This window comes from Streptomyces sp. NBC_00057 (assembly GCF_045041165.1).
Classification (GTDB): Bacteria; Actinomycetota; Actinomycetes; order Streptomycetales; family Streptomycetaceae; genus Streptomyces.
In genome coordinates this window covers 2,907,845-2,933,883 of sequence record NZ_CP108256.1, presented here as the reverse complement: position 1 = coordinate 2,933,883, position 26,039 = coordinate 2,907,845, and the positions used below count along the sequence as shown (strand labels likewise).

At 70.0% G+C, this 26,039-nt stretch carries 21 protein-coding genes, 1 pseudogene and 1 riboswitch; of the genes and pseudogenes, 16 read left to right on the top strand and 6 right to left on the bottom strand.

Going from position 1 to position 26,039, the window contains the following annotated elements:
- The first annotated feature begins 24 nt into the window (after positions 1 to 24).
- Positions 25 to 1,023: a helix-turn-helix domain-containing protein gene (locus OG953_RS13525; RefSeq protein ID WP_405684399.1), complete on the top strand. Its 999-nt coding sequence runs from the start codon at positions 25 to 27 to the stop codon at positions 1,021 to 1,023.
- A 201-nt stretch (positions 1,024 to 1,224) separates the two neighbouring features.
- On the opposite strand, the gene OG953_RS13520 is transcribed toward OG953_RS13525, so the two are convergent.
- The 4 genes from OG953_RS13520 to gcvT all read right to left on the bottom strand — a co-directional run bounded on the left by OG953_RS13520 (position 1,225) and on the right by gcvT (position 5,655).
- Positions 1,225 to 2,607, bottom strand: coding sequence for an L-serine ammonia-lyase (locus OG953_RS13520; RefSeq protein WP_405684398.1), 1,383 nt, complete (start codon positions 2,605 to 2,607; stop codon positions 1,225 to 1,227).
- 184 nt (positions 2,608 to 2,791) lie between these two features.
- A complete protein-coding gene (gene glyA, locus OG953_RS13515; RefSeq protein ID WP_266357742.1) occupies positions 2,792 to 4,051 on the bottom strand; it encodes a serine hydroxymethyltransferase in 1,260 nt (419 codons plus the stop codon).
- Positions 4,052 to 4,070: 19 nt separating this feature from the next.
- Positions 4,071 to 4,448: a glycine cleavage system protein GcvH gene (gene gcvH, locus OG953_RS13510; RefSeq protein WP_327272806.1), complete on the bottom strand. Its 378-nt coding sequence runs from the start codon at positions 4,446 to 4,448 to the stop codon at positions 4,071 to 4,073.
- A 91-nt stretch (positions 4,449 to 4,539) separates the two neighbouring features.
- Complete coding sequence (gene gcvT, locus OG953_RS13505; protein WP_405684396.1) at positions 4,540 to 5,655, bottom strand: glycine cleavage system aminomethyltransferase GcvT; 1,116 nt, start codon at positions 5,653 to 5,655, stop codon at positions 4,540 to 4,542.
- Positions 5,656 to 5,795: 140 nt separating this feature from the next.
- Positions 5,796 to 5,893, bottom strand: a riboswitch (glycine riboswitch).
- Between the two features lie 158 nt (positions 5,894 to 6,051).
- Between gcvT and OG953_RS13500 the strand changes: the two genes are divergently transcribed.
- From OG953_RS13500 to OG953_RS13450, 11 genes and pseudogenes are all read left to right on the top strand, one after another.
- Positions 6,052 to 6,729: an AAA family ATPase gene (locus OG953_RS13500; RefSeq protein WP_405684395.1), complete on the top strand. Its 678-nt coding sequence runs from the start codon at positions 6,052 to 6,054 to the stop codon at positions 6,727 to 6,729.
- Between the two features lie 81 nt (positions 6,730 to 6,810).
- Positions 6,811 to 7,581, top strand: a complete 771-nt coding sequence (locus OG953_RS13495) for an enhanced serine sensitivity protein SseB (RefSeq protein ID WP_405684393.1) — start codon at positions 6,811 to 6,813, stop codon at positions 7,579 to 7,581.
- A 168-nt stretch (positions 7,582 to 7,749) separates the two neighbouring features.
- Positions 7,750 to 8,532: an enhanced serine sensitivity protein SseB C-terminal domain-containing protein gene (locus OG953_RS13490; protein WP_405684391.1), complete on the top strand. Its 783-nt coding sequence runs from the start codon at positions 7,750 to 7,752 to the stop codon at positions 8,530 to 8,532.
- 449 nt (positions 8,533 to 8,981) lie between these two features.
- Positions 8,982 to 9,986 (top strand): ABC transporter permease, encoded by a 1,005-nt coding sequence (locus tag OG953_RS13485; protein ID WP_405684390.1) that lies wholly within the window; start codon positions 8,982 to 8,984, stop codon positions 9,984 to 9,986.
- Positions 9,987 to 10,081: 95 nt separating this feature from the next.
- Positions 10,082 to 11,857 carry an ABC transporter substrate-binding protein gene (locus tag OG953_RS13480; RefSeq protein ID WP_405684389.1) on the top strand — a complete coding sequence of 592 codons (1,776 nt, stop codon included), beginning with the start codon at positions 10,082 to 10,084 and terminating at the stop codon, positions 11,855 to 11,857.
- A gap of 144 nt (positions 11,858 to 12,001) precedes the next feature.
- Positions 12,002 to 13,003, top strand: a complete 1,002-nt coding sequence (locus tag OG953_RS13475) for an ABC transporter permease (RefSeq protein ID WP_405691805.1) — start codon at positions 12,002 to 12,004, stop codon at positions 13,001 to 13,003.
- Positions 13,000 to 14,100 (top strand): ABC transporter ATP-binding protein, encoded by a 1,101-nt coding sequence (locus OG953_RS13470; protein ID WP_405684387.1) that lies wholly within the window; start codon positions 13,000 to 13,002, stop codon positions 14,098 to 14,100. The genes OG953_RS13475 and OG953_RS13470 overlap by 4 nt, the downstream gene beginning before the upstream one ends.
- Positions 14,097 to 15,377: an ABC transporter ATP-binding protein gene (locus OG953_RS13465; protein WP_405684382.1), complete on the top strand. Its 1,281-nt coding sequence runs from the start codon at positions 14,097 to 14,099 to the stop codon at positions 15,375 to 15,377. Before OG953_RS13470 ends, OG953_RS13465 begins: the two co-directional genes overlap by 4 nt.
- Positions 15,378 to 15,408: 31 nt before the next feature.
- Positions 15,409 to 16,068 (top strand): trimeric intracellular cation channel family protein, encoded by a 660-nt coding sequence (locus OG953_RS13460; RefSeq protein ID WP_405684380.1) that lies wholly within the window; start codon positions 15,409 to 15,411, stop codon positions 16,066 to 16,068.
- 77 nt (positions 16,069 to 16,145) lie between these two features.
- A complete protein-coding gene (locus OG953_RS13455) occupies positions 16,146 to 17,024 on the top strand; it encodes a thioesterase family protein (protein WP_405684378.1) in 879 nt (292 codons plus the stop codon).
- Between the two features lie 45 nt (positions 17,025 to 17,069).
- Positions 17,070 to 18,041: pseudogene (locus OG953_RS13450) on the top strand (helix-turn-helix transcriptional regulator).
- A gap of 15 nt (positions 18,042 to 18,056) precedes the next feature.
- Here the strand turns inward: OG953_RS13450 and OG953_RS13445 are convergent.
- A complete protein-coding gene (locus OG953_RS13445) occupies positions 18,057 to 18,698 on the bottom strand; it encodes a TetR family transcriptional regulator (protein ID WP_405684376.1) in 642 nt (213 codons plus the stop codon).
- Between the two features lie 117 nt (positions 18,699 to 18,815).
- Here OG953_RS13445 and OG953_RS13440 point away from each other — a divergent pair, with 117 nt between their 5' ends.
- The 3 genes from OG953_RS13440 (at position 18,816) to OG953_RS13430 (ending at position 20,604) form a co-directional block, all read left to right on the top strand.
- Positions 18,816 to 18,977 carry a hypothetical protein gene (locus tag OG953_RS13440; protein WP_384447100.1) on the top strand — a complete coding sequence of 54 codons (162 nt, stop codon included), beginning with the start codon at positions 18,816 to 18,818 and terminating at the stop codon, positions 18,975 to 18,977.
- A 37-nt stretch (positions 18,978 to 19,014) separates the two neighbouring features.
- The gene (locus OG953_RS13435; protein WP_405684374.1) at positions 19,015 to 19,401 is read left to right on the top strand and encodes a DUF4190 domain-containing protein; all 387 of its coding nucleotides are present in this window, start codon (positions 19,015 to 19,017) and stop codon (positions 19,399 to 19,401) included.
- 192 nt (positions 19,402 to 19,593) lie between these two features.
- Positions 19,594 to 20,604: a helix-turn-helix domain-containing protein gene (locus OG953_RS13430; RefSeq protein WP_405684373.1), complete on the top strand. Its 1,011-nt coding sequence runs from the start codon at positions 19,594 to 19,596 to the stop codon at positions 20,602 to 20,604.
- A gap of 51 nt (positions 20,605 to 20,655) precedes the next feature.
- Here the strand turns inward: OG953_RS13430 and OG953_RS13425 are convergent, their stop codons facing one another.
- Entirely contained in the window at positions 20,656 to 24,489 is a 3,834-nt protein-coding gene (locus OG953_RS13425; RefSeq protein WP_405684372.1) for a S8 family serine peptidase, read from the bottom strand.
- A gap of 359 nt (positions 24,490 to 24,848) precedes the next feature.
- On the opposite strand from OG953_RS13425, the gene OG953_RS13420 reads away from it, so the two are divergent.
- On the top strand, positions 24,849 to 26,018 hold the full coding sequence (locus tag OG953_RS13420; protein ID WP_405684371.1) for a cysteine desulfurase family protein: 1,170 nt from the start codon (positions 24,849 to 24,851) through the stop codon (positions 26,016 to 26,018).
- Positions 26,019 to 26,039 lie beyond the last annotated feature (21 nt).

Below are 26,039 nucleotides of genomic sequence, written 5' to 3'. Positions count from 1 at the left end.
CCCTGGACCACGAGGAGGAGCATCATGCTGTCAGACGTGCTGGGACTGACCCCCGAACAGTCGGACACTTACCGCGCGCTGATCTCGGTAGCCTCCGCCACCCCCGCCGAGCTCGCCGAGTCCGTCGGCTGTGGCGCAAGCCAGGTGGTTCGTATCCTCGGTACGCTCGAAGGCCGGGGGCTCGCCGCGCGCAGCCACGGCGATACCACCCGGTTCATGGCTTCTCCACCGGCAGCGGCGTTGCGGGCGCTCCTGGTCCAGCGACAGAACGAGCTCAAGTTGGCGGAACTCGAACTCGGCTCCCTCGACGAAATCTACCGCGCGGCCGCCCTCGGGCGCGGCGTCGGGGGCGTCGTCGGCGTGATCCACGGCACCGAGGCCGTCCGCAAGCGCGTCGGTCACATGCAACTCGGCGCGCGGGAAGAGGTCATGAACTTCGTCAAGGCGCCAGTCATTTCAGCCGGTAACCTGACCGACGGTGCGGTCATCGCGCGCGGCGTTCGTTACCGGGTGATGCTCGAACGCGCGATACTCACCGAGGGAGCCACGTCGTTCGACGAGATCGTCCGGGCGCGGGCCGCAGGAGAGGAGGTCCGAATCGCTGAGACGCTGCCGCTGAAACTTTTTGTCGTGGACCGCGAGTTCGCCATTGTTCCGCTCCTCGGTCCGGCCAAGGCCGCAAAGGAGGGAGCCCTGCTCGTGCACGAGGGTGGCCTGCTCGATGCGCTGATAGCGCTGTTCGAGTCCGAATGGGGGAAAGCGACGCAGTTTGTCAGCTCCGCCGATGCCATGCAGAACGCGCCCGCAATCGAAGATCTGGATGCACAGATCCTCAGCCTGATGCTGGCCGGCCTCACCGACCGCGAGATCGCCGCCCAGCTGCGCACATCCCTGCGGACGGTGACGCGCCGGGTCCGGCACCTGATGGATATCACGAAGGTGCAGACTCGTATGCAGCTGGGCTTCCAAGTGGCACGGCTGGGCTGGCTCGAAGCCGAGCGAGACGGCAGCCGGACCGTATGAGGCCGTGGGCGATGGGACGCGACGCGCATCATTGCCCGAGCACGTCGCGCAGAACACGCCGGCGCTGAGCGCGCCGGACGTGCCTGCGGGCGCGGACTTTCACGCCTGTCCCAGGGAGATTCCAGGGACTTTCCGCCGCGTAGGCAGGGAAGGCCCTGACAGCGCTGAAAGAAGTAAACGCGCTGGTCAGGGCCTGTTCTCTCAGCACTCGATGATGTTCACCGCGAGCCCGCCCCGCGCCGTCTCCTTGTACTTCACGCTCATGTCCGCGCCCGTCTCCTTCATGGTCTTGATGACCTTGTCGAGGGAGACCTTGTGGCTGCCGTCGCCGCGCAACGCCATCTTCGCCGCCGTGACGGCCTTGACCGCGGCCATGCCGTTGCGCTCGATGCACGGGATCTGGACGAGACCGCCGACCGGGTCGCAGGTCAGGCCGAGGTTGTGTTCCATGCCGATCTCGGCGGCGTTCTCGACCTGCTCGGGGGTGCCGCCGAGGACCTCTGCGAGGGCGCCCGCTGCCATGGAGCAGGCGGAGCCGACCTCGCCCTGGCAGCCGACCTCGGCACCGGAGATGGAGGCGTTCTCCTTGAACAGCATGCCGATGGCTCCGGCGGCGAGGAGGAAGCGGACGACGCTGTCCTCCTTCTCCGCCTCGGTGGCGCCACCGGCCGCGAAGTTCATGTAGTAGTGCAGCACGGCCGGGATGATGCCCGCGGCGCCGTTGGTGGGTGCGGTGACGACGCGGCCGCCCGCCGCGTTCTCCTCGTTGACCGCCATCGCGTAGAGGGTGATCCACTCCATCGCGAGGGTCTGTGGGTCGCCCTCGGCGCGCAGCTGGCGGGCGGTGTTCGCGGCGCGGCGGCGGACCTTGAGGCCGCCGGGCAGGATGCCCTCGCGGGACATGCCGCGCGCGACGCAGGCCTGCATGACGCGCCAGATGTCGAGCAGGCCCGAGCGGATCTCGTCCTCGGTGCGCCAGGCCTTCTCGTTCTCCAGCATCAGCGAGGAGATGGACAGACCGGTGTCCTTCGAGAGCCGCAGCAGTTCGTCGCCGGTGCGGAAGGGGTGCTTCAGCACGGTGTCGTCGAGGACGATCCGGTCCTCGCCCACTGCGTCCTCGTCGACGACGAAGCCGCCGCCGACGGAGTAGTAGGTCTTCTCCAGGAGTGGGGCGCCCTCGTGGTCGAAGGCGAAGATCGTCATACCGTTGGCGTGGTACGGAAGCGCCTTGCGACGGTGCAGGATCAGCTGCTCGTCGGCGTCGAAGTCGATCTCGTGCATGCCGAGGAGGTTGATCCGGCCGGTGGTACGGATCCGCTCCACCCGGTCGTCGGCGGACTCCACGTCGACGGTACGGGGCGACTCGCCCTCCAGACCGAGCAGGACGGCCTTGGGGGTGCCGTGGCCGTGACCGGTCGCCCCGAGCGAGCCGTACAGCTCGGCGCGTATGGAGGCGGTGTGGGCGATGAGGCCCTCGTTCTTCAGTCGGCGCGCGAACATATGGGCGGCGCGCATCGGACCGACCGTATGGGAGCTGGACGGGCCGATGCCGATCGAGAACAGGTCGAAGACCGAGATGGCCACGGGGGGACTCCTAAGGGTTGGTAGACGCCGTTGTCTGCCGGGTGATGCGGTACGGGCCGGCCGGCCCGAAGAGCAGCGGGGACAAGGGATGGGGCACCGCGCCCACTGTCCAGTGTGCGCGGTGCCCCGCCCGAAACGTGACGAACTGTGTCCCGGATTACTTCGGGACAACCTGTGACCCGGACTACTTCAGGCCGGGATACAGCGGGAACTTCTCGGCCAGCGCGACGACGCGGGCCTTCAGGGCATCCGCGTCGTAGGACGGCTTGAGCGCCGACGCGATGATCTCCGCGACCTCGGTGAAGTCCTCGGCCTGGAAACCGCGGGTGGCCAGGGCCGGCGTACCGATCCGCAGACCCGAGGTGACCATCGGCGGCCGCGGGTCGTTCGGGATGGCGTTCCGGTTGACCGTGATGCCCAGCTCGTGCAGCCGGTCCTCGGCCTGCTGGCCGTCCAGCTCGGAGTTGCGCAGGTCGACGAGGACCAGGTGGACGTCGGTACCGCCGGACAGCACGGAGACGCCGACCTCGGTGACGTCCGGCTGGACCAGGCGCTCGGCGAGGATGCGGGCGCCGTCCAGGGTGCGCTGCTGGCGCTCCTTGAACTCCTCGGTCGCCGCGACCTTGAACGAGACCGCCTTGGCCGCGATCACGTGCTCCAGCGGACCACCCTGCTGGCCCGGGAAGACCGCGGAGTTGATCTTCTTGGCGAGCTCCTGCGTCGACAGGATGACGCCACCGCGCGGACCGCCGAGGGTCTTGTGCGTGGTGGTCGTGACGACATGGGCGTGCGGCACCGGGTTGGGGTGCAGACCCGCGGCAACCAGGCCGGCGAAGTGCGCCATGTCGACCATCAGGTACGCGCCGACCTCGTCCGCGATGCGGCGGAAGGCGGCGAAGTCCAGCTGACGGGGGTACGCGGACCAGCCGGCGACGATCAGCTTCGGCTTGGACTCCTTGGCCAGACGCTCGACCTCGGCCATGTCCACGACGCCGGTCTCGTCGACGTGGTACGGGACCACGTTGTAGAGCTTGCCGGAGAAGTTGATCTTCATGCCGTGGGTCAGGTGGCCGCCGTGGGCCAGGCTCAGGCCCATGATCGTGTCGCCCGGCTTCAGCAGCGCGAACATCGCGGCGGCGTTGGCCTGCGCACCGGAGTGCGGCTGGACGTTCGCGGCCTCGGCGCCGAACAGCGCCTTGATGCGATCGATGGCGATCTGCTCGACGACGTCGACGTGCTCGCAGCCGCCGTAGTAGCGGCGGCCGGGGTAGCCCTCGGCGTACTTGTTGGTGAGGACGGAGCCCTGGGCCTCCATGACCGCGACCGGAGCGAAGTTCTCCGAGGCGATCATCTCGAGGGTGGACTGCTGACGGTGGAGCTCGGCGTCGACAGCGGCGGCGACGTCCGGGTCCAGCTCGTGGAGGGAGGAGTTGAGAAGCGACATCAGGTGGTCCCTTTGGGTCTCAGTTGCCGGAGAACTCGGTGTACTCGTCGGCGGAGAGCAGGTCCTTCGGCTCCTCCGCCATACGTACCTTGAACAGCCAGCCGCCCTCGAAGGGAGCGGAGTTCACCAGCGACGGGTCGTCCACGACGTCCTGGTTCGCGGCGGTGACCTCACCGGTCACCGGCGAGTACAGGTCGCTCACCGACTTGGTCGACTCCAGCTCACCGCAGGTCTCGCCCGCGGTCACCGTGTCACCGACCTCGGGGAGCTGGGCGTAGACGACATCGCCGAGCGCGTTGGCGGCGAACTCGGTGATACCGATCGTGGCCACACCGTCCTCGACGGCCGACAGCCACTCGTGCTCCTTGCTGTAACGCAGCTGCTGGGGGTTGCTCATGACCTGAATTCTCCTGTACGCGGGGGAGTGCTGATGAACGGTGGTCTTACGGTGTGAGACGCGACTGCGTCACTTCCGATGTGCGCGGACGTCACTTCTGGCGCTTGTAGAAGGGCAGCGCCACGACCTCGTACGGCTCGTGGCTGCCCCGGATGTCCACTCCGACGCCCGCGGCACCGGGCGTGGCGTGCGCGGCGTCCACGTACGCGATGGCGATCGGCTTGCCCAGGGTGGGCGACGGGGCACCCGAGGTGACCTCGCCGACGACCTCGCCCCCGGCGACCACGGAAAAACCGGCGCGCGGCACCCGGCGGCCCTCGGCGATCAGCCCGACCAGCTTGCGGGGCGGAGCGGTCTCGGCGCGCTCGGCGGCGGCCTGGAGGGCCTTGCGGCCGACGAAGTCGCCCTCCTTCTCGAACTTCACGACCCGGCCCAGGCCGGCGTCGAAGGGGGTCAGCTCGGTGGTCAGCTCGTGCCCGTAGAGCGGCATGCCGGCCTCCAGGCGCAGCGTGTCGCGGCAGGAGAGCCCGCACGGGATCAGGCCGTGGGACGCGCCCGCCTCGGTGAGGGCCTTCCACAGGTGCTCGGCGTGCTCGGGGGCGACGAACAGCTCGAAGCCGTCCTCGCCGGTGTAGCCGGTACGGGCGATCAGGGCGGGGACACCGGCGACCGTGCCGGGCAGACCGGCGTAGTACTTCAGACCGTCCAGGTCGGCATCGGTGACGGAGGCCAGGATGGCGGGGGACTCGGGGCCCTGGACGGCGAGCAGCGCGTACGCGTCGCGGTCGTCGCGCACCTCGGCGTCGAAGCCGTCGGCCCGCGCGGTCAGCGCGTCCAGCACGATCTGGGCGTTCCCGGCGTTGGCGACGACCATGTATTCGGTGTCACCCAAGCGGTAGACGATGAGGTCGTCCAGGATCCCGCCGTCCTCGGCACAGATCATCGTGTAGCGGGCGCGGCCCACGGCGACGGTGCCGATGTTGCCGACCAGCGCGAAGTTCAGGAAGGCCGCGGCCGCGGGGCCGGTGACGGTGATCTCGCCCATGTGCGACAGGTCGAAGAGACCGGCCCTGGTGCGCACCGCGTTGTGCTCGTCGCGCTCGCTGGCGTACCGCAGGGGCATGTCCCAGCCCGCGAAGTCGGTCATGGTCGCGCCCAGCGAACGGTGCAGGGCATCGAGGGCGGTGAGGCGGGGGGCGGTGCTCATGGATATGGCTCCCAGGGCATGACGACGAGGACAATCCCTCCCCATCTGTCATCGGAACCTGAGAGGTTCGCCGAGAGCCCCTGAAGGGTTCGGCTTGCACCTTGGGTGGAGCCGCAGAGCGGCCCGCTTTTCAGATCTGCCTCATCCACGCGGTACGGGGCCTGAGAGATTCAAGGGAGGAACTTGCTCCTTCGGCGCCCGGCACATGCAGTGACCGGAACTCTCCCGCGCGGATTCAAGCGGCCTTTATGCAGTTGGCCGGGTCATCATCGCACGCATCGCGCCGGAGTGGGCCCCCGGTCCCGCATGGGAATTCAGCGGCGTGGACGGTTGTGCCGCATTACCTTTTCTTTACACTTCATGGGCATACGTGGGGTGACCCGACAGGGGAGGGCGATGACGTTGCAGCGGTACGCGACGACCGCGGGGGTCGCGCAAGGCGCGATGCCCGCACAGCCAGGGGCTCCGGCCACGGAGACACTCGGCACGCACGCGCCCGTCGTGCGGGATCTGCGGGAGCGGGCCGGGCGCAGCCCGCACAGCCTGCACTTCGCGGCGGGCGACGTGGTGGTGGTCTCCGGGCTGCCCGGCAGCGGCAAATCGACGCTCATCCGGCGGGCGGTCACAACGGTCCGTGCCATCGACTCCCAGGACACCCGGGACCGCTGGGCGGAGCTGATGCCCCGTTTACTCCCGTACGCCCTCTACCGCCCCCTCGTCCGTGTCGCCCACTACTGGGGACTGTGGCGGGCGCTGCGCTCCGGCGAGTCCGTCGTCGTCCACGACTGCGGAACCCAGACGTGGGTACGCGGCTGGCTGGCCCGTGACGCGCGGCGCCGGGGCCGCGTCCTCCACCTCGTCCTGCTCGACGTCACACCGCAGACGGCGAGGGAGGGCCAGCGGGAGCGCGGGCGCGGGGTCTCCGGATATGCGTTCGCCCGGCATCGCAGGGCGGTGGGGAGGCTGCTGCGGAACACCGAGACCGGTCTGCTGCCGCCCGGGTGCGTTTCGGCGGTGCTGCTGGACCGGGAAGCGGCGGGGAAGCTGGGCCGGATCGCGTTCGCGGACGCATAGGGCCTGGGGGGTGAGGGGCCAAAGGGCCTGGCGGCCGGACGTTAATCTTCTGCCGGAAGGCTCGGGCAAGAAGGGGAAGCAGTGGACATTCCGGCACAGGTCCAGTCCCATCCGCAGAGCGGATGGCCGGCCAATGAGCTCGAAGAAGTTCTGATGGCCTCGGTGGGCAGCCCGGAGGCGGGCGGGCGGCTCGTCGAGGTACTCGGGCGCAGCCACGTCTGGGTGCCCCTGCCGGGCGGCGGCGGACCCGACTCCCCCGACCTGGACCTGCCCACGCTGGAGATCGAGGGCGCCGCGTACGTTCCCGTGTTCAGCTCCGAACAGCAGTTCCTCGCCTGCGTCGGCACCGCCATGTCCTTCACCGTCGCGCCCGCCCGCGAGTTCGCCCGTGGCCTGCCCCCGCAGCTCGGCATCGCGGTGAACCCGGGCGGCGCCGTCGGGATGCCGCTGCCGCCGCCCGCCGTGGCCGAGCTCTGCCGTGCCGGACGCACCCCGCTGGACGGGCCGGCCAGCGGAGGCAGGGTCCGGCTGTACGAGCCGGCCTGGCAGGAGGAGCCCGTCGACTTCCTCGCCGCGGCGGCCGGCGAATTCGAGGAGAGCGGTGTCGTGCTCACCGCACGCCGGGCGCTGGCCAGCATCGAGGGCGGCGAGCCCGTCCTCTTCATCGGCGTCGAGTTCTCCACCTGGGAGGGCGCCGGGCGCAATGCCCCGATGGACGCCCTCGGCCGTGCGCTCGGCCGGGTCGAGGTGCCCTGGCCGGTCAATCTGGTCCTGCTCGACGTGGCGCAGGACCCGGTCGGCGACTGGATGCGGGAGAAGGTCCGGCCGTTCTACCGGCGCGCGGGCCAGTAGCGCCCGCGGACGCCTTCGGAGCGGATCACCTCGTCGACCCAAGGCGTCAAGTCGGTGTCAGGACCGGCGCATAAGCTGGTTTGATGGCTGGTGCCTCGGCACCATGCCGCACCCGTGTGCCCCGGGAGCGGCGGGCCGACACAGTGGATCGAAGAGGGGCGGGACCAGGTGAGTGCGTCAGGCACCGCGGCGGCCGGGCAGGTCGAGCACATGCTGCGCCAAGTGACGCCCGGGCGCTACGACGCGTACGAGGCACTGCTGCAGGCCCTCTCGAACGGCCGGATCTGGATGCTCCTCTGGCACGGCCAGGCGGGCTCGCCCGACGCCCAGTACGGAAACATGGAGATCGACGGCCTCGGCTACGCGCCCTGTGTGACGTCCGCCCAGGAGCTCTCGGCCAGCGGCTGGAACCGGGCCCATGAACTGGTCGGCGGCCGCGACATCGCCCGCGCCCTCTTCCCCGACCGCTGGGGCATCTGGCTCAACCCGCACGCCCCGGGTGGCGGCGTAGGCATCCCCTGGCTGGATCTGCGCCGGATCGCCACCGGCCTCGACCGGATGCCCGCGGGCCCGCTCCGGCTCACCGAACCGGCCATCGAGATCCCGCAGTTCTACGCCCTGCTCTCACAGAACGCCCATCACACCCCCGCGATCCGCTCGCTGCGCCGCGCCTGGGTCCAGCCCGCGCTCGGCGTCCCGTATCTCGCCATCGGTCTCGACCTCTACGACACGAGCCAGACCTCGGTCGACGCGGTGCGCGCGATGATGCAGCAGTCGATCGGCGCGGTCCCGGAGGGGCTGCCCGTCTCCACCGTCGCGATGTCCGACGAGTACGACCCGGTCGCGATGTGGCTGCGTGCCAACTCCCGTCCGTTCTACGACCGCGAGGCCCACGCACCGGCGGACCCGGTGGCGGGCTACGGCTATCCGCCGCCGCAGGGCGCGTACTGATCCTGCCGGCAGCGGAGTTGCACCTCCCCGGCAACCGAAATGTCGCTGTACGCACCCGACTTCCGGAATGCGGCCACCCGCTCCCGTCCGCGCCCGGGCGAACCGGCACGTCGCCCAAACCCTCGCTACGGGCCGGAACTTCCCCATGTCCGAGATTTCCGTGCTGGGGGTGTCTGATGGTGAAAGCGACGCGAATCTGCGCGCGTGCCCCCTTCCACCTCAACTGCCCTGTGTTCGAGGGGCGTTCACTTCCGTCCGGATAACGGAACACCCCTGACCGCATCACGGTTAGGCATCCATTCGCCTGACGGTATGGCTACCTCGCGCGACGGCAATGAAGACTCCCGCAGCAAGGGCGTCTTGCCGCCTCTGCGTACGACTGACTGATCGCGCCGCCACAGCGGCCAGTTCGGCCCGGCCACCGCCGGTTGAGAGGGGTCCTTGCCACGATGACGGCACCACTGCACGAGCCGACCAAGGAAGCGGACTCGATCGCGACCGACGGTCCCGCAGCCGACTCCGGCGTGAAGAAGGTCGAGGGACGGTCTCTCAAGCAGATCGCCTGGAGCCGTCTGAAGCAGGACAAGGTCGCGCTGACGGGCGGCATCACCGTGCTCGTCCTGGTCGTGGTGGCGGTCTTCGCGCCGCTCATCGTGAGCCTGTTCGGGCACCCGCCGAACGAATTCCACCAGGACATGCTCGACCCGCTGACCAATCTCCCCAAGGGCGACCTCGGCGGCGTGAGCGGCGACTACCTCTTCGGCGTCGAGCCCAACAAGGGGCGCGACATCTTCAGCCGGATCGTCTACGGCGCCCGGATCTCGCTGCTCGTGGCGTTCCTGGCGGCCCTGGTCGCCGTGGCGCTCGGCACGCTCTTCGGGATCATCGCCGGCTACTTCGGCGGCTGGGTGGACGCGGTGATCAGCCGGGTGATGGACGTGCTGCTGTCCTTCCCGCAGCTCCTCTTCATCATCTCCCTCGTCTCGGTCCTCCCCGACGACCTGCTCGGTCTCACCGGCAGCGGGGTGCGCATCGCCGTACTCATCGCCGTCATCGGCTTCTTCGGATGGCCGTACGTGGGACGCATCGTCCGCGGACAGACGCTTTCGCTGCGTGAACGCGAGTACGTGGAAGCCGCGCGCAGCCTCGGCGGCGGGCGGGCACACATCCTCTTCCGTGAGCTGCTGCCGAACCTGGTGGCGCCGATCACCGTCTACGCGACGCTCATGATCCCCACCAACATCCTCACCGAAGCGGCCCTCAGCTTCCTCGGCGCCGGTGTGCGGCCGCCCACGGCCTCCTGGGGCGGAATGCTGCGGGACGCCCTGGAGACGTACGAGCACGACCCGATGTTCATGGTCTTCCCCGGCGTGACGATCTTCATCACCGTACTGGCCTTCAACCTCTTCGGGGACGGGCTGCGCGACGCCCTGGATCCCAAGGGGACCCGATAGCCCACGACTTGCCCCTGCCGCACTGTCAGGTGGCTCTTCCCATGGTTCTCCGGCAAGCAACGGCCTGGGACCGCGATCTCGGAGGTTACGAGAAAATGTCCACAGTTACCTCGAAACGACGGCTCACCGCTGGTGCGGCCCTCGTGGTCGCGGCGCTGATGACCACCACCGCGTGCGGCGGCGGCGACGACGGCGACAGCGGCGGCGGCAAGGCGAAGGGCGCCGGCTTCAACGCGGCGTTCAACAAGGTCGCCAACGCGTCCACCAAGAAGGGTGGAACGCTGAAGATGGTCGGCAAGCAGGACCTCGACTCCGCCGACCCCCAGCGTGCCTACTACGGCATGGCCTGGGACTTCATGCGCTTCTACACCCGCCAGCTGGTCACGTACGACACCAAGCCGGGTGCCGCCTCCACCAAGCTGGTCGGCGACCTCGCCACCGGCCCCGGTGTGATCTCGGACGGCGGCAAGACGTACACGTACAAGCTGCGTCCCGGTATCACCTGGGAGGACGGCTCCAAGCTGACCTCCAAGGACGTCAAGTACGGCATCGAGCGCATCTGGGCGACGGACACCATCACCGGTGGCCCGCAGTACCTGATGCAGACGCTGGACCCCAAGCACGAGTACAAGGGCCCGTACAAGGACACGTCCGCGGACAAGCTCGGTCTGAAGGCGATCGAGACGCCCGACGACAGCACCATCATCTTCAAGCTGCCCAAGCCCAACGGTGACTTCGAGCAGTTCCTCGCCATGCCGTCCGGCTCGCCCGTGAAGGCGTCCGAGGACACCAAGGCGAAGTACACCCAGCGGCCGTTCTCCTCGGGCCCGTACAAGTTCGAGTCGTACAAGCCGGGCAAGAGCATCGTGCTCGTCCGCAACGACAAGTGGGACAAGTCCTCGGACCCGGTCCGTGCCGCGCTCCCGGACAAGGTCACGGTGACGATCTCCGCCAACCTGGAGGAGAACGACAAGAAGCTGATGGAGGGCGACTACGACGTCGACCTCAACGGCACCGGCATGACTCAGTCCGGCCGTGTGACCGCCGTCCAGGACCACAAGGACAGCGTCGACAACATGCAGACGTCCTTCGTCCGCTACGTCGCGCTCGTCCACACGGCGAAGCCGCTGGACGACGTCCACTGCCGCAAGGCCGTCTTCTACGCCACGGACTTCGCGGCCCTGCAGCAGACCCGCGGTGGCGAGATCGCCGGTGGCGCGATCGCCAACAGCGCCCTGCCGGCCTCCATCAAGGGCCACAGCGACTACGACCCGTACGGTGTCCTCGCCCGCAAGGGCAAGCCGGACGCCGCCAAGGCCAAGGAAGAGCTGAAGGCATGCGGTCAGCCGAACGGCTTCACCACCAAGCTCAGCGCCCGTAACAACAACCCGGGCGAGGTCGACACCGCCGAGGCACTCCAGGAGCAGCTCGGCAAGGTCGGCATCAAGATCGAGGTCGACCCGATCGACGGCGCCGAGGCCTCCAGCATCACCGGTTCGCCGTCCGTCGTGAAGAAGCGCGGCTACGGCATGACGATGAGCGGCTGGGGCCCGGACTTCCCGTCCGGCCAGGGCTTCGGCCAGCCGCTGTGGGACAGCCGGTTCCTCGCGGAGACCGGTAACTACAACGAGTCGCAGCTCAAGGACCCGCAGATCGACAAGCTCTTCGACGACGCGATCGCGGAGACCGACGCGGAGAAGGCCGGCGAGATCTACAAGGCTCTCGACAAGCGGATCCTCGACCAGGCCGACTGGATGCCCTTCATCTACGAGAAGAACATCACCTGGCGCGGTAAGCGACTGACGAACGCCTACATGTCCGACGCCTACAACGGCCGTTACGACTACGTCTCGCTCGGCGTCGTCAAGTAATCGCTGGAGTCAACAGCATGTGCAGTCAACCCGGTTGACTGCTCCACCGCCGCCGAAACCCGCCAGTCCGAAGGGCAGGTGATGGCCCGGGGCGGTGGCCGGGAGCCCCCACAAGGGGTTCCCGGCCACCGGCGGGCCGACACAGTGCTTGCTTATCTCATCCGGCGCCTGTTCGCCGTAGTCATCATGGTGCTCGTCGTACTGCTCGCGACCTTCACCATCTTCTTCATGCTGCCCAAGTGGGCGGGTCAGGACGTCGCAGTCCTCTTCGCCGGCAAGGCTTCCGGTGCCGAGCAGCTCCAGGGCATCCGGATCAAACTGGGTCTCGACGACCCCCTCCTCGTCCAGTTCTGGGACTTCGTCAAGGGCATCCCGATGGGGCGCGACTATGCGAACGGTGACGACGTCACCCACTGCGCCGCACCCTGCTTCGGCTACTCCTTCCGCACCGAAGTGCCGGTCTGGACCACCCTCAAGGACGCCCTGCCCGTCACCGGTGCGCTCGCCGCCGGTGCCTGCGTCCTGTGGCTCCTCGGCGGCGTCGCCACCGGTGTCGTGTCCGCGCTGAAGCGCGGCAGCATCTGGGACCGTGCCGCGATGACCACCGCCCTCGGCGGCGTCTCCCTGCCGATCTTCTTCACCGGCATGGTCGCGATGGGCCTGTTCGTGCACAACCTCGGCTGGGTGCACATCGCCGACAACCTCTCCACGGACGACGGCATCGGCACCTGGTTCCAGACGCTGATCCTGCCGTGGATCGTGCTCGCCTTCCTGAACGCCGCGATGTATGCCCGGCTCACCAGAGCCACCATGCTCGAAGTGCTCGGCGAGGACTACATCCGCACCGCCCGTGCCAAGGGCCTGGGCGAGGGCACCGTCATCACCCGGCACGCCCTGCGTTCCGCGATGACGCCGATCCTCACCGTCTTCGGCCTCGACATCGGCGTGCTCCTCGGTGGCGCCGTCCTCACCGAGTCCACGTTCAACCTGCCGGGGCTCGGGCTCGCGGCGGTCCAGGCCATCAGCAGCAAGGACCTGCCCGTGATCCTCGGCGTCACACTGTTCGCGGCTCTCGCGATCGCCGTCGCCAACCTCGTCGTCGACATTCTGTACGCCGTCATCGACCCGCGAGTGAGGCTGGGATGACCGAACTGCACAAGAGCGGTGCCGCGCTGGGCGAACCTGCCCCGGTCGGCTCGCCCGCTCCCACCGCCTTCCTCGAAGTGCGCGACCTCAAGGTGCACTTCCCGACCGATGACGGTCTGGTCAAGTCCGTCGACGGGCTCAACTTCCAGCTGGAGAAGGGCAAGACCCTCGGCATCGTCGGCGAGTCCGGCTCCGGCAAGTCCGTCACGTCGCTGGGCATCATGGGTCTGCACACCGCGGGCCAGTACGGAAAGCGCAAGGCACAGGTCTCCGGCGAGATCTGGCTGGACGGCAAGGAACTGCTGTCCGCGGACCCGGACGAGGTGCGCAAGCTGCGCGGTCGCGACATGGCCATGATCTTCCAGGACCCGCTGTCCGCGCTGCACCCGTACTACACGATCGGCAAGCAGATCGTGGAGGCGTACCGGGTCCATCACGACGTGGACAAGAAGACCGCCCGCAGGCGCGCGATCGAGATGCTCGACCGGGTCGGCATCCCGCAGCCCGACAAGCGCGTCGACAGCTACCCGCACGAGTTCTCCGGCGGGATGCGCCAGCGCGCGATGATCGCCATGTCGCTGGTCAACAACCCCGAGCTGCTGATCGCCGACGAGCCGACGACCGCGCTGGACGTGACCGTCCAGGCGCAGATCCTGGACCTGATCCGGGACCTGCAGAAGGAGTTCGGCTCCGCGGTCATCATCATCACCCACGACCTGGGCGTCGTGGCCGAGCTCGCCGATGACATCCTGGTGATGTACGGCGGGCGCTGCATCGAGCGCGGACCGGCCGAGAAGGTGTTCTACGAGCCCCGGCACCCCTACACCTGGGGTCTGCTGGGTTCGATGCCGCGCCTCGACCGCGACCAGACCGACCGGCTCATCCCGGTCAAGGGTTCCCCGCCGTCGCTCATCAACATCCCGTCGGGCTGCGCCTTCAACCCGCGCTGCCCGTACGCGGATGTACCCAAGGACGACGTGACCCGCACCGTACGGCCCGAGCTGCAGGAGGTCGGCAGCCGGCACTGGGCGGCCTGCCACATGTCGCAGGAGCAGCGGGAGCGTATCTGGACCGAAGAGATTGCGCCCAAGCTGTGAGCGAGGACAAGGCCGTGACGAGCGAGGACAAGGGCGTGGACGTTCCGGCGCAGAGGTCCGCCGGGAGCGGCGCGGCGGTCAAGGACGCAGCCTCCCGCGAGGTGCTGCTCAAGGTGACCGGGCTGCAGAAGCACTTCCCCCTCAAGAAGGGGCTGCTGCAGCGCAGTGCCGGTGCCGTGAAGGCCGTCGACGGGATCGACTTCGAGGTGCACTCGGGCGAGACCCTGGGCGTCGTCGGGGAGTCCGGCTGCGGAAAGTCGACGATGGGCCGGCTGATCACCCGGCTGCTCGAACCCACCGCGGGGAACATCGAGTTCGAGGGGAGGGACATCACGCACCTCGGCGTCGGCGCCATGCGCCCGATGCGCCGGGACATGCAGATGATCTTCCAGGACCCGTACTCCTCGCTGAACCCCCGGCACACGATCGGCACGATCGTGGGTGCCCCCTTCAAGCTGCAGGGCGTCACGCCCGAGGGCGGCGTCAAGAAGGAGGTGCAGCGGCTGCTGGAGGTCGTGGGCCTCAACCCCGAGCACTACAACCGCTACCCGCACGAGTTCTCCGGCGGTCAGCGCCAGCGCATCGGGATCGCCCGCGCGCTCGCGCTCAACCCCAAGCTGGTCGTGGCGGACGAGCCGGTGTCGGCGCTGGACGTCTCGATCCAGGCGCAGGTCGTGAACCTGCTCGACGACCTCCAGGCCGAGCTCGGCCTGACGTACGTGATCATTGCCCATGACCTCTCGGTCGTACGGCACGTGTCGGACCGGATCGCGGTGATGTACCTCGGCAAGATCGTGGAGCTGGCGGACCGCGAGTCGCTCTACAAGGCGCCGATGCATCCGTACACCAAGGCGCTGCTCTCGGCGGTCCCGATCCCGGACCCGAAGCGCCGCTCGGCCAAGAGCGAGCGCATCCTGCTGAAGGGCGACGTACCGTCGCCGATCTCGCCGCCCAGCGGCTGCCGCTTCCACACCCGGTGCTGGAAGGCGACGGAGATCTGCAAGACGCAGGAACCGCCGCTGGTCGCGCTGAAGACCGGGCACCAGGTGGCCTGCCACCACCCGGAGAACGCGCCGGACCAGGCGCCCGGCGAGACGGTGACGGCGGCGGCGCGCGAAGCGATCGAGATCGTCGACGTGAGCAAGCCGGCGGCGGACGAGCCTGCATCCGTCGAGCCCGAGGTGGCCGCATCCGCCGAGCCCGCGGCGGACGAGGCAGAGGTGGGGGACGGCGACGCCGCCTCGCCCGATACGCCGGAGGACAGCACGAAGGAGTAGTACCGGGGAGCAGTACCGGCACAATTGCCCGGTGCTCAACGAACTGTTCACGCCCTCCGTCCAGCATGCGCTCGACATCGTCGGAATCTTCGTCTTCGCGATCTCCGGCGCTCTGCTCGCCGTCCGCAAGAACTTCGATGTCTTCGGCATCGCGGTACTCGCCGAGGTGACCGCGCTGGGCGGGGGGCTGTTCCGTGACATCGTCATCGGGGCGGTCCCGCCCGCGGCGTTCACGGATCTCGGCTACTTCACCACCCCGCTCCTCGCCGCCGGCCTGGTGTTCTTCCTGCATCCGCACGTCGAACGGATCCAGGTGGGCGTCAATGTCTTCGACGCGGCCGGCCTCGGGCTGTTCTGCGTCACGGGCACGGTCAAGGCGTACGACTACGGCCTCGGCCTCACCGCGTCGGCGGCCCTGGGGCTGGCCACCGCGGTCGGCGGCGGTGTGCTGCGCGACGTACTGGCCAACGAGGTGCCTTCGCTGCTGCGCTGGGACCGGGACCTGTACGCGGTACCCGCGATGGTCGGCGCCACCATGATCGTGCTGTGCATCCGCTTCGACACGCTCAACGCGTTCACCAGCGGCACCGCGGTCATCATGGCCTTCGTACTGCGGCTGCTGGCGATGCGCTACCACTGGCGGGCCCCGCGCGCCTACAACCGGAAGTCCGCGACGGCCGAGGAGAGCTGAGCGACCACCCGGGGCGGCGCTGTGATCCCAGCAAAAAAGCTACCGCTCAGTAATACAATCGGTGTACGGTGCATCGCATGGTACAGGCAGCAGAGCAGTCGGCGGAGCAGTCGGCACAGACCGGACCGGCGACCATCGGGAACAGTGAGTTCGACCGTGACACCGCCGTCACTCTTCGCGAAGAGGGCGTCTACGACGCCGAACTCTCCGCCGGATGGACGATCATCCATGCGGTCAACGGCGGATACCTGCTGGCCATGCTGGGCCGCGCGCTCGGCCAGGCCCTGCCGCACCCGGACCCCTTCTCCGTCTCGGCGCACTACCTCACCGCGTCCGTGCCCGGCCCGGCGGTGATCCGGACCCAGACCGTCCGCACCGGCCGCACCCTCTCCACCGGCCAGGCCTCCCTCTTCCAGTTCGCGGAGGACGGCACCGAGGTCGAGCGCATCCGGGTCATCGCCACCTACGGCGACCTGGACGGCCTGTCCGACGAGGTCCGTACGTCGGCGAAGCCGCCGGCCATCCCGCCGATGGAGCACTGCTTCGGCCCGAGCGACGGCCCGGCCCCGATCCCCGGCAGCTCGGCCATCACCGAGCGGCTCGACATCAAGCTCGACCCGGCGACGGTCGGGTGGGCCATTGGCGCACCCTCCGGCAAGGGCGAGATGCGCGGCTGGTTCGGCCTCGCCGACGGCCGCGACGCCGACCCGCTCTCGCTGCTGCTCGCCGTCGACGCGCTGCCGCCCACCTCGTTCGAACTGGGCCTCAAGGGCTGGACGCCGACCATCGAACTCACCACCCACATCCGCTGCCGCCCCGCCCCCGGCCCGCTGCGCGTCTCCATCACCACCCGCAACCTCGCGGGCGGCTTCCTGGAGGAGGACGCGGACGTCTGGGACAGCGCGGACCGACTGGTGGCCCAGTCCCGGCAACTGGCACGCGCACCGCGCTCCTGACGGCCGGCGGCGGGGAAGGGGCAGTGGCCGGGAGAAGCTGGTGAGGTGAAATCCGATCGGCTGCTCTCGATCCTCCTGCTGCTCCAGACCCGTGGCCTGGTGCCCGCCACCGAGCTCGCCGAGCGCCTCGAAGTCTCCGTACGCACCGTCTACCGGGACATCGAGGCGCTCTCCGCCTCCGGCGTCCCGGTCTACGCCGAACGCGGGCGGCACGGCGGCATCGCGCTGCTGCCCGGGTTCCGTACCGATGTCACCGGGCTCACCGCCGACGAGGCGCGCGCCCTCTTCGTCCTCGCCGCCGAGGGCGCCCATGCCGCGCTCGGCCTCGACTAGGCGCTCGGCTCCGCGCTGCGCAAGGTGATGGCCGCCCTGCCCGCACCGCACCGGCCCGCCGCCGAACTGACCAGCAGGCGGATCCTGGTCGACCCGGTGCGCTGGATGAGCGGCCCGCAGCCGGCCGTCGATGTGGCCGAACTCCACGAGGCCGTCTTCGCCGACCGGCGGCTGCGGCTGGACTACCGCCACAGCGGTACGAGCACCCCGCGCACCTACACCGTCGATCCGTACGGCCTCGTCGTGAAGGCGGGCGTCTGGTACCTGGTGGCGGACCGGGACGGGGTGCCCCGGCTCTTCCGGGCCGACCGGGTGCGGCGGGCCGGCCTCGCGGACGAACCGGTCGTGCGCCGGCCCGGGGCGGAGCTGGCGGACCTGTGGGACGAGCTGCGCAGGCAGGTCGAGGAGCGGCCGGGGCGGGTACGGCTGCGGGTGCGCGTGCACCGCTCCCGGCTCGACCTGTTCGTACGCCTGCACGCCGGGGCGCTGACGGGGGAGCCGTGCCCGGAGGAGAGCGGGCAGTGGCTGCGGGCCGAGCTGGCCGTCGACTCGGTCGAGTGGGCCCGCTCCCTGCTCTCCTTCGGCCCGAACCTGGAAGTGCTCTCGCCGCCCGAGGCGCGGGACGTCCTCGCCCGCCACGCGGCGGCGGTCGTGGCGCTGTACGGGCAGGCGGGCGCGCCCTGATCCGTACGGGAGGCCCTAAGGCGCGTCGGCCCTGCCGGCGTCGTCCAGCCAGTGCAGCCTGCCGAGGGTGACCAGTCTCAGCCGGCGGCGGGCCACTCCGGCGACCTCCCGCTCGCCGTCCGGCCCCGCGTCCAGCAGTGCCGACGCGGTGATCACCATGTGGTCGACATAGAGACCGCCGAGCATCAGCAGGTCCTCCTCGCTCCAGCCCCGGGACTCCGGCTCCTCGGCGAGCGCCGCCGCCACCTCCTCGGCGAACCGCCGAAGTTGGGCCGCTATGGCCTCGCGGACCGGGCCGACGCCGCCGTGCTGTTCACGGGCGATGAAGCGGAAGTGGGCGGGCTGTTCGCCGACATGGCGCATGATCAGCTCGATGCTGCGATCCAGGCGCTCCTCGCTGTCACCGGTTTCGGCGAGCGTCGCCCCGATCATCCCGTGCAGGCTGCCCAGCGCCTCCTCGACGAGCGCCACACCGAGCGCCGCGGTGTCGTCGAAGTGCCGGTAGAAGGCGGTGGGCGTGACGCCCGCGGCCCGGGTCACCTCGCGCAGCCCGAGGCTGCTGAGGCTCTGGTGCTCCAGGAGTCCGAGTGCGGCATCCAGCAGTGCCTGACGGGTTCTCAGCTTCTGGGCCTGGCGGACGCCGACGGTGTGACTCATGCCATTCAGTAAACAACTGTTCTCCGGGGTGGGGAAGTGCCGAGCAGGTCTAGACTGGCAAGTCAGTGAACAGTCGTACTCTCAAATGCTCGTGGAGAGCCTGCGGAAAGGCTGAACATGATCGTCCTCGTCGTCGCCCTGCTTCTGCTCGGGGTCGTGCTCGGAGCGGTGGTCCAGCTGCCGCTGCCTCTGTCCCTCGCGCTGGCCGCCGTGATCGGCTGCTGGCTGCTGATCTTCGCCGTACGGGAACGGGCCGGCGCGCAGCGCCGTTCGCGCTGACCGCCGTCCCGACCACCGACCAGAAGGAGCCCGCAGCATGACACTCACCGCATCGGTCCACCGCCCGGAAACGGATGACGGAACAACGGCCGCCAAGACCGAAACCGGCCCCGAAGCCGGGCTCGCAGTCGGCCCCGATCCTGTGGCCGCCGCCACCGCGCCCCGGCCGGACAGCCGCAGCGCCCGGACCCGGGACGCCGACGGGCTGGCCGTCGCCTCGTTCGTGCTCGGGCTCGTCGGTCTGCTGGTGATGAACATCCTGCTCGGCCCGGCCGCCATCGTGATGGCGGTCCTCGCCCTAGTCCGGTCCACCTCCCGCCGCGGCCGCGCCCTGCTCGGGCTCGCGCTCGGCGTCGCCGACCTCGTGGTCCTTGCCTTCCTCGTCACCGGAAACGGCGTCGTCGCCTGGAACTTCGGCGGCTGAACCGGGCGGAGCGGACCCCGCCGCCGCGGTGCTCGGGTCCCGGGACGCCATGTGCCCGCCGTACGCCCCGCCTCGGGCTCGCGGAAACTGTGGTGCCTTCTGATCGCTCGACAGGACCGCCCGCATCCTGTTCGATCATGGATGGCACAGTGGGCGTCCGTCTGGGGTGGGCTGCGGCGAGGGAGAGGGTGCGTGCTGGAGATAGCGGGGATCGGGGCAGCGGAGGAGCGGGTCTACCGCCACCTGGTGGAGGTACGAGGTGCGGGCGTGGACGAGATCGTCCAACGGCTCCACATCCGGGAACGCGAGGCGGCGTCGCTTCTGTCCTCCCTGCATGACAAAGGCCTGGTCGGGCGGCTGCCAGGCGACGGCGGCATGCGGTACGTACCCGTCCCGCCGGACGTGGCGCTGCAGCCCCTGCTGGCGCGTGGCCAAGAAGCGCTGGAGTGGGCGCGTCGTGGAGTGGAACAGCTGGCCGAGGAGTACCGGGCGGGCGGCCGACGCCATGACGCCGGGCAACTGGTCGAGGTGATCGCCGGGGCCGGCGCCATCCGTCAGCAGCTGCGCCAACTCGCCTACGGGGCCCGCAGCGACCTGCGGTGGTTCTGCAAGGCCGATCCCGTGGCGCTGCGCGCCCAGGACAACGACGAGGAGTTCGAACTGCTCGCCCAGGGCATCCGCTACGAGGCGATCTACGAACGGGCCTGCCTGGAACAGCCCGGCATGGTCGACAACGTCGCCCAGGGCATCCGCGCCGGTGAAACGGCCCGCGCCACCAGCACACTCCCCGTGCGCATGGTCATCGTCGACAGCTCTGTCGCCGTCTGCCCCCTGATGTCGAGCAGCACGACCGGCGCCCGCGGCGAGCCGACCGCCGCGATCATCCGCAGCAGCACTCTCCTGGACGCCCTCGTCGCCCTGTTCGACATCCAGTGGGCTGCGGGGACCCCGCTGCACGTCACGGAGGCGGGCGAGCTGGCCGACTTCGCCGGCGGCATGGGACCTGGCGGCAGTCTCGCCGGCGACGAGCGCTACCTGCTCTCCCTGGTCGTCGCGGGCGTGGCGGACAAGGCGATCGCCACCCAACTGCGTGTCAGCCACCGCACGGTGCAGCGCCGGATCACCGCGCTGATGCAGCGGGCGGGCGCGAAGACGCGCACGCAGCTGGTGTGGCAGGCGGCGCGGCGCGACTGGCTGTCGTAGGACGCACGGAAGCCGCGACCGGGGCCGGTCGCGGCTTCCGGATCCCGCGTACTACCTCAGCGCGTACGCCCGCTCGATCTCCTGCGTCACCTCGTTGCCCGCGTCGTCCCAGGCGCGGACCCGTAGCGTGACGTACCCGCTGGTGCGGGCAGTCGAGGGGTGGGTGACCCGGACACGGTAGGCGCCGTCGCCCCGGGCGGAAGTCGTCGCCGCCCGCCAGTGCCCGCCGTCGTCGTACGAGACGGACACCTCCATGCCCTTCACGGAACGGCCCGTCAGACCGTCCTGGTGGCGGGCGCTCACTCCGAAGGCGAAGGACCCGGAGTCAGGGGCGGAGCCCTGGAGGTCGGTGGCTACGTCGTAGTCGAGCTGGAGGAGGGGAATCAGGGACTCCTTGCCCTCGGCCGGGCGAGGGGCCGTGAACGACCAGCGGGTGCTGGTGGCCCGCGAGAGGGTGCCCTCGGGGCTGGTGCGCTTCACGTCCAGGTCCAACTGGTAACGGCCGTCGTCCCCGCCCGCGGGGAAGACACCCCACGCCCGGGGGCCTTCGGCGAGGATCTCGCCGTCGCGACGCAGTACGGCGCGGGTCTCGTCGGGGTAGGGGGTGCCGGCGTCCTTGCGAGGCAGGGCGTAGCCGTAGTGGCCGGAGGCGGTGTCGGTGAACTCGGGGATTCCTATGGTCAGCTGGTCGCCCTTGCGGTGGGCGAGCCCTTCGACACCTCGGGGGATCGCCGGGCGCACCACGGGGGCGTACCAGCTCTCCGCGGCGTGCTCACCGGGCCGGTAGGTGCGCAGGGGGCCGAACATGCCGGTCCCTACCGCGTGGATCGCCCAGGTGTTGCGGGGGTTGACCCAGTGCAGCCACCGGGTGTCGGCGGGACCGCTCAGGTACTCCGTCCGCGCCTGCCCGGTACGGACGTACCGGGACCGCAGGGAGAGGGCCGCTTCCTCCCACGGACGCCAGGACTCGCGGTTCTCCGTGACGTAGCGTGCCCCGCCCGTGTCCGGGTAGCGCGAGACCACGGTGGCCGTGTTCCCCGGCCCGACCTTGTGGACCACGTGTTCGGGAACGCGCTTTTCGGAGAGCTGTACGACCTCGTAGAGGTAGGGGCTTTCCGGGGTCCCCTTCAACTCCAGCGTGGTGCGCGGCGCGCGCAGCCGCTGCGCGGTGGCGTGGGAGGCGTACAGCCCGATCGCCGGAAGCCGCTCGCTCACCGGCTGCCAGGGCGTGGCCGCGTACCTGTTGCCGCCGGCGGTGGTGACGGCGGCCGCGGCTCCGGCGCGGGCGGCCGAGGTCACCGCCTCGTCGTACTCCACCCCCTCCAGTTCCACGAGCACCGCCGCTCCTCGGACGTCCACGCCCCGTGCGCGCAGCGCCTCGTAGTCCTCGGGGCGTCCGTGACCGGCGTCCACCACCCGCAGGCGTCGCACGCCTTCCACGGCGGGAGAGTTGTGGAGCAGGCGGACGGGGACACCGGTCGCGGCGGCAGCGGAGAGGGCACGTGCACCGAGCATCGGTGCGGCCAGCTGCCAGCGGGAGGAGAACTCGAAGGTTCCCTCGGTGAACTCCTTGGTGGGCGTGACGTAGAGGAGCTGTCCGCCGCTGTGCGCGCTCGTGAAGTAGCTGACGAACTCCCGGTCGCCCTTCGTCCAGCGGGTGGAGAAGACCAGCGGACCCCGCTGCTCGGCCCGCTGGGGGGTCCGGATCTCCACGGGGACCGCCTTGCGTGCGTCGAGCACCAGGTCCGTGGCGCCGCCCACCCGCAGGTGGGGGTCGACCACCAGGCTGTTGGTGACGTTGTCCTCCGAGTGCTGTGTGATGACGCCGTGCAGGTAGTACATGCCCTCGGGCAGGTTCAGTGTCAGGCTCTGCCCCGCCGGTACCTCCTGAATGACGTCGAAGCGGCCTGTGGGACCCAGCATGATCAGCGGGGAGACAGTCGCCGGCTGCCCGGCGCGGTCGATGCCGCGCACGGTGACCTTGTGCGTGACCGGGTCCTTCGTCGCAGAGAGAACGGTGTGTGCGACGGCCTGTCCGTCGGCCGAGGTGGCGGTGAGGCGTCCGCCGAAGACGCCCTCCGGCAGCGCGGGCGTGTCGAGGGTCACGGCCACGTCGGCAGTGCCGTGGGCGGGCACGGTGACCTGCTGGGGGGTGCCTATGGCGTCTGCCGGGGCCGGGGAGCCGTAGAGCTTGTCGAAGGTGGTGTCCAGGGTGAGCGTTACGGGCGCGTCGCCGTCGTTGGTGTAGGTGACGCTCACCTTCTGCGGGCCCGCGTCCGGTCCCAGGATGCCGAAGGTGGTGGTGCCGGTGGCGCGCACCTGCTGGCGCACCGAGCGGGCCACGTCCACCCGGCCGGTGCCCTGCTCGTAGGCCGTCTGGTCGGGGGCGGTACGCGTCGTGCTCATCAACGCGTCCTTGAGCTGCTGGCCGCTCCAGTCGGGGTGGCGCCCGGCCAGGATCGCCGCCGCGCCCGCCACGTGCGGCGTCGCCATGGACGTACCCGAAGCGGCGGTGTAGGCCGCGTCCACCGGGCTGCCCATGGACGTACCGGCGGCGCGGGCGGCGGCGATGCCGACGCCGGGGGCGGTGAGGTCGGGCTTGGCGCCGTTGTCGCCGACGCGCGGGCCTCGGCTGGAGAAGGGGGCCAGCTTGTCGTTGCGGTCGACGGCGCCCACGGTCAGTGCCTTCTCCGCGGCGCCCGGGGAGCCCACCGTGTAGTCGGCGCCCGTGTTGCCCGCCGCGACGACGAAGAGCGTGCCGGTCTCCTCGCTGAGGCCGTTGAGGACCTGGCTGAGTACGTCCGTGCCGTCGGTGGGACTGCCGCCCAGGCTCATGTTGACGATGTCGGCGCCCGAGCGGGCTGCCCAGTCCATGCCGCCGATCATGGCGGAGTACGAGCCGGTGCCCTTGTCGTCGAGCACCTTGCCGATCAGCAGCTTCGCCCCCGGTGCCACGCCCTTGCGCGAGCCGCCCGAGGCGGCGCCGCTGCCGGCGATGGTGGAGGCGACGTGGGTGCCGTGGCCGTGGCCGTCGTTCGCGGTGGGCTCGTCGGTGAAGTTGCGTACTTCGCCGAGTTTCCCGGCCAGGTCGGGGTGGGTGGCGTCGACGCCGGTGTCCAGGACGGCGACGGTCGCGCCCTTGCCGTCGTAGCCGGCCTTCCACGCCTCGGGCGCACCGATCTGCGCGGTGCTGCGATCGAGGGAGGCGTGGACCTTCGCGTCCAGCCACAGCTTCTCGACGCCGCCCTCGAAGGCCGCGTTCTTGAAAGCGGAGTTCTTGGAAGAAGAGTTCTTGGAAGCGTTCTTCGTGCCGCCCTCGGCGCCGCTCCTGGCGAGTGCGTCGTCGTCGATGGCCTTCCAGAAGCGCCCTGCCTGCTTCTTGTCCGCCTTCAGTGCCGCGCCGCGCAGGCTCTTGATGACCAGACCCTTGCGTGAACCGGTGGGCGCTGCCTTGGACTTGGGGTCCGTACCGCCGGTGTAGCGGGCGATCAGCGGGATGGCGGAGGTGTGGGCGTCGTCGTACCCCTGCTTGACCAGCGCGGTGATGTTGAACAGTTGCCGGTCCAGCTTGCCGGAGGAGATGTACGGGAGCGCGGCGCGGGGCAGCACGTACAACTGCTTGTCGATCTCCAGCTGGCTGAAGTCGGCCTGCGAAGCGCCCGGGGCCGGCTCGACGGAGATGGCCTTCCGGCCGCCGGGGAAGGTCTCCAGCCGCACCCGGTCACCGGTCACGAGCGTGACGGAGCTGACCTGGGGGCGGCCGGCGGAGTTCGCGCCGACGGAGGCGGGCGCCGGGGCGGCGCTCGCGCCGGAGGAGGTGGAAGACAGGGTGGCGATGAGGACGCCTGCTGCCAGAACGGCGGCAGAGCGATGCCGTATGTGCATCGGAACCTTTCCAGGAGGCAAGGAAACGGACACGCGGTGCGGCTCAAGACTGGGGCCCCCATTGATCGCCGCACCAGACCTTTCCGGTGCCGTGCTTGCGACATGTCGCCAAAACGACACGGTGCGCTCCACCGCGCGTACCGGCGGAATCACCGGGGCCGAGCGGCCCCTTCTCGTCACGGGCAACGGCCTCGTCGCCCGGAACTTCGCCGGCTGAACCGGGCGCGGAGCCCGACGCCCTCCCCGCCCGGACGGGCCCGGGAACGGGCCGAGGAAGACCGCACCCGGCCGTGCGCGGGTGCCGGGGCACCATGCGCCCGCCGTACGCCCCGCCCCGGGCTCGTAGAATCGAGCCCACCATGGCTTACCTCGACCACGCCGCGACCACGCCGATGCTTCCGGAAGCGATCGAGGCGATGACCGCCCAGCTCGCCGTCACCGGCAACGCGTCCTCACTGCACGCCGCCGGGCGCCGGGCCCGCCGTACCGTCGAGGAGTCGAGAGAGACCCTCGCCGATGCCCTCGGCGCACGCCCCAGCGAGGTGGTCTTCACCTCCGGCGGCACCGAGGCCGACAACCTCGCCGTGAAGGGCCTGTACTGGGCCCGCCGCGACGCCGACCCCCGCCGCACCCGGGTGCTGGCCAGCCCCGTCGAGCACCACGCGGTGCTGGACGCCGTCGACTGGCTCGCCGAACACGAGGGCGCGAACGTCGAATACCTCCCCGTCGACCGGCACGGACGCGTCCACCCGGACGCGCTGCGCGAGGCGATCCTCCGCGATCCCGACGATGTCGCGCTGGTCACCGTGATGTGGGCCAACAATGAGATCGGCACCATCATGCCGGTACGTGAACTGGCCGCCGTGGCCCGTGAGTTCGACGTGCCGATGCACGCGGACGCGGTGCAGGCGTTCGGGCAGCTGGAAGTCGACTTCGCCCGGTCCGGGCTGGCCGCGATGACGGTGAGCGGGCACAAGATCGGCGGCCCGTTCGGCATCGGCGCGCTGCTGCTCGGCCGCGAATACACCCCCGTACCCGTGCTCCACGGCGGCGGCCAGGAGCGGCACGTCCGCTCGGGCACCCTCGATGTGCCGGCCGTCGCCTCCTTCGCCCTCGCGGGGCGGCTGGCCGCCGACGGGCGGGAGGAGTTCGCCCGCGAGATCGGCGGGCTCCGCGACGAACTGGTCGCGGCCGTGCTGGCGGCCGTGCCCGACGCCGTCCTCGGCGGCGACCCGGCCCCGGGCGGCCGGCTCCCCGCCAACGCCCACTTCACCTTCCCCGGCTGCGAGGGCGACTCGCTGCTCCTGCTGCTGGACGCCCAGGGCATCGAATGCTCCACCGGCTCCGCGTGCACCGCGGGGATCGCCCAGCCGAGCCACGTCCTGCTGGCCACCGGCACCGACTCGGACCTGGCCCGCGGCACCCTGCGCTTCTCGCTCGGCCACACGTCCACCAAGCAGGACATCGACGAGGTGTCCCGCGCCATCGGCCCGGCGGTGGAGCGGGCACGGACGGCGGGCCTCAGCTGAAATCGAGCCCGTCCGGCGATC

Coding starts and splice junctions, on each gene's coding strand:
- OG953_RS13525 (WP_405684399.1), top strand. CDS start 25: ATGCTGTCAGACGTGCTGGGACTGACCCCCGAACAGTCGGACACTTAC.
- glyA (WP_266357742.1), bottom strand. CDS start 4,051: ATGTCGCTTCTCAACTCCTCCCTCCACGAGCTGGACCCGGACGTCGCC.
- gcvH (WP_327272806.1), bottom strand. CDS start 4,448: ATGAGCAACCCCCAGCAGCTGCGTTACAGCAAGGAGCACGAGTGGCTG.
- gcvT (WP_405684396.1), bottom strand. CDS start 5,655: ATGAGCACCGCCCCCCGCCTCACCGCCCTCGATGCCCTGCACCGTTCG.
- OG953_RS13500 (WP_405684395.1), top strand. CDS start 6,052: ATGACGTTGCAGCGGTACGCGACGACCGCGGGGGTCGCGCAAGGCGCG.
- OG953_RS13485 (WP_405684390.1), top strand. CDS start 8,982: ATGACGGCACCACTGCACGAGCCGACCAAGGAAGCGGACTCGATCGCG.
- OG953_RS13480 (WP_405684389.1), top strand. CDS start 10,082: ATGTCCACAGTTACCTCGAAACGACGGCTCACCGCTGGTGCGGCCCTC.
- OG953_RS13470 (WP_405684387.1), top strand. CDS start 13,000: ATGACCGAACTGCACAAGAGCGGTGCCGCGCTGGGCGAACCTGCCCCG.
- OG953_RS13455 (WP_405684378.1), top strand. CDS start 16,146: ATGGTACAGGCAGCAGAGCAGTCGGCGGAGCAGTCGGCACAGACCGGA.
- OG953_RS13445 (WP_405684376.1), bottom strand. CDS start 18,698: ATGAGTCACACCGTCGGCGTCCGCCAGGCCCAGAAGCTGAGAACCCGT.
- OG953_RS13440 (WP_384447100.1), top strand. CDS start 18,816: ATGATCGTCCTCGTCGTCGCCCTGCTTCTGCTCGGGGTCGTGCTCGGA.
- OG953_RS13435 (WP_405684374.1), top strand. CDS start 19,015: ATGACACTCACCGCATCGGTCCACCGCCCGGAAACGGATGACGGAACA.
- OG953_RS13425 (WP_405684372.1), bottom strand. CDS start 24,489: ATGCACATACGGCATCGCTCTGCCGCCGTTCTGGCAGCAGGCGTCCTC.
- OG953_RS13420 (WP_405684371.1), top strand. CDS start 24,849: ATGGCTTACCTCGACCACGCCGCGACCACGCCGATGCTTCCGGAAGCG.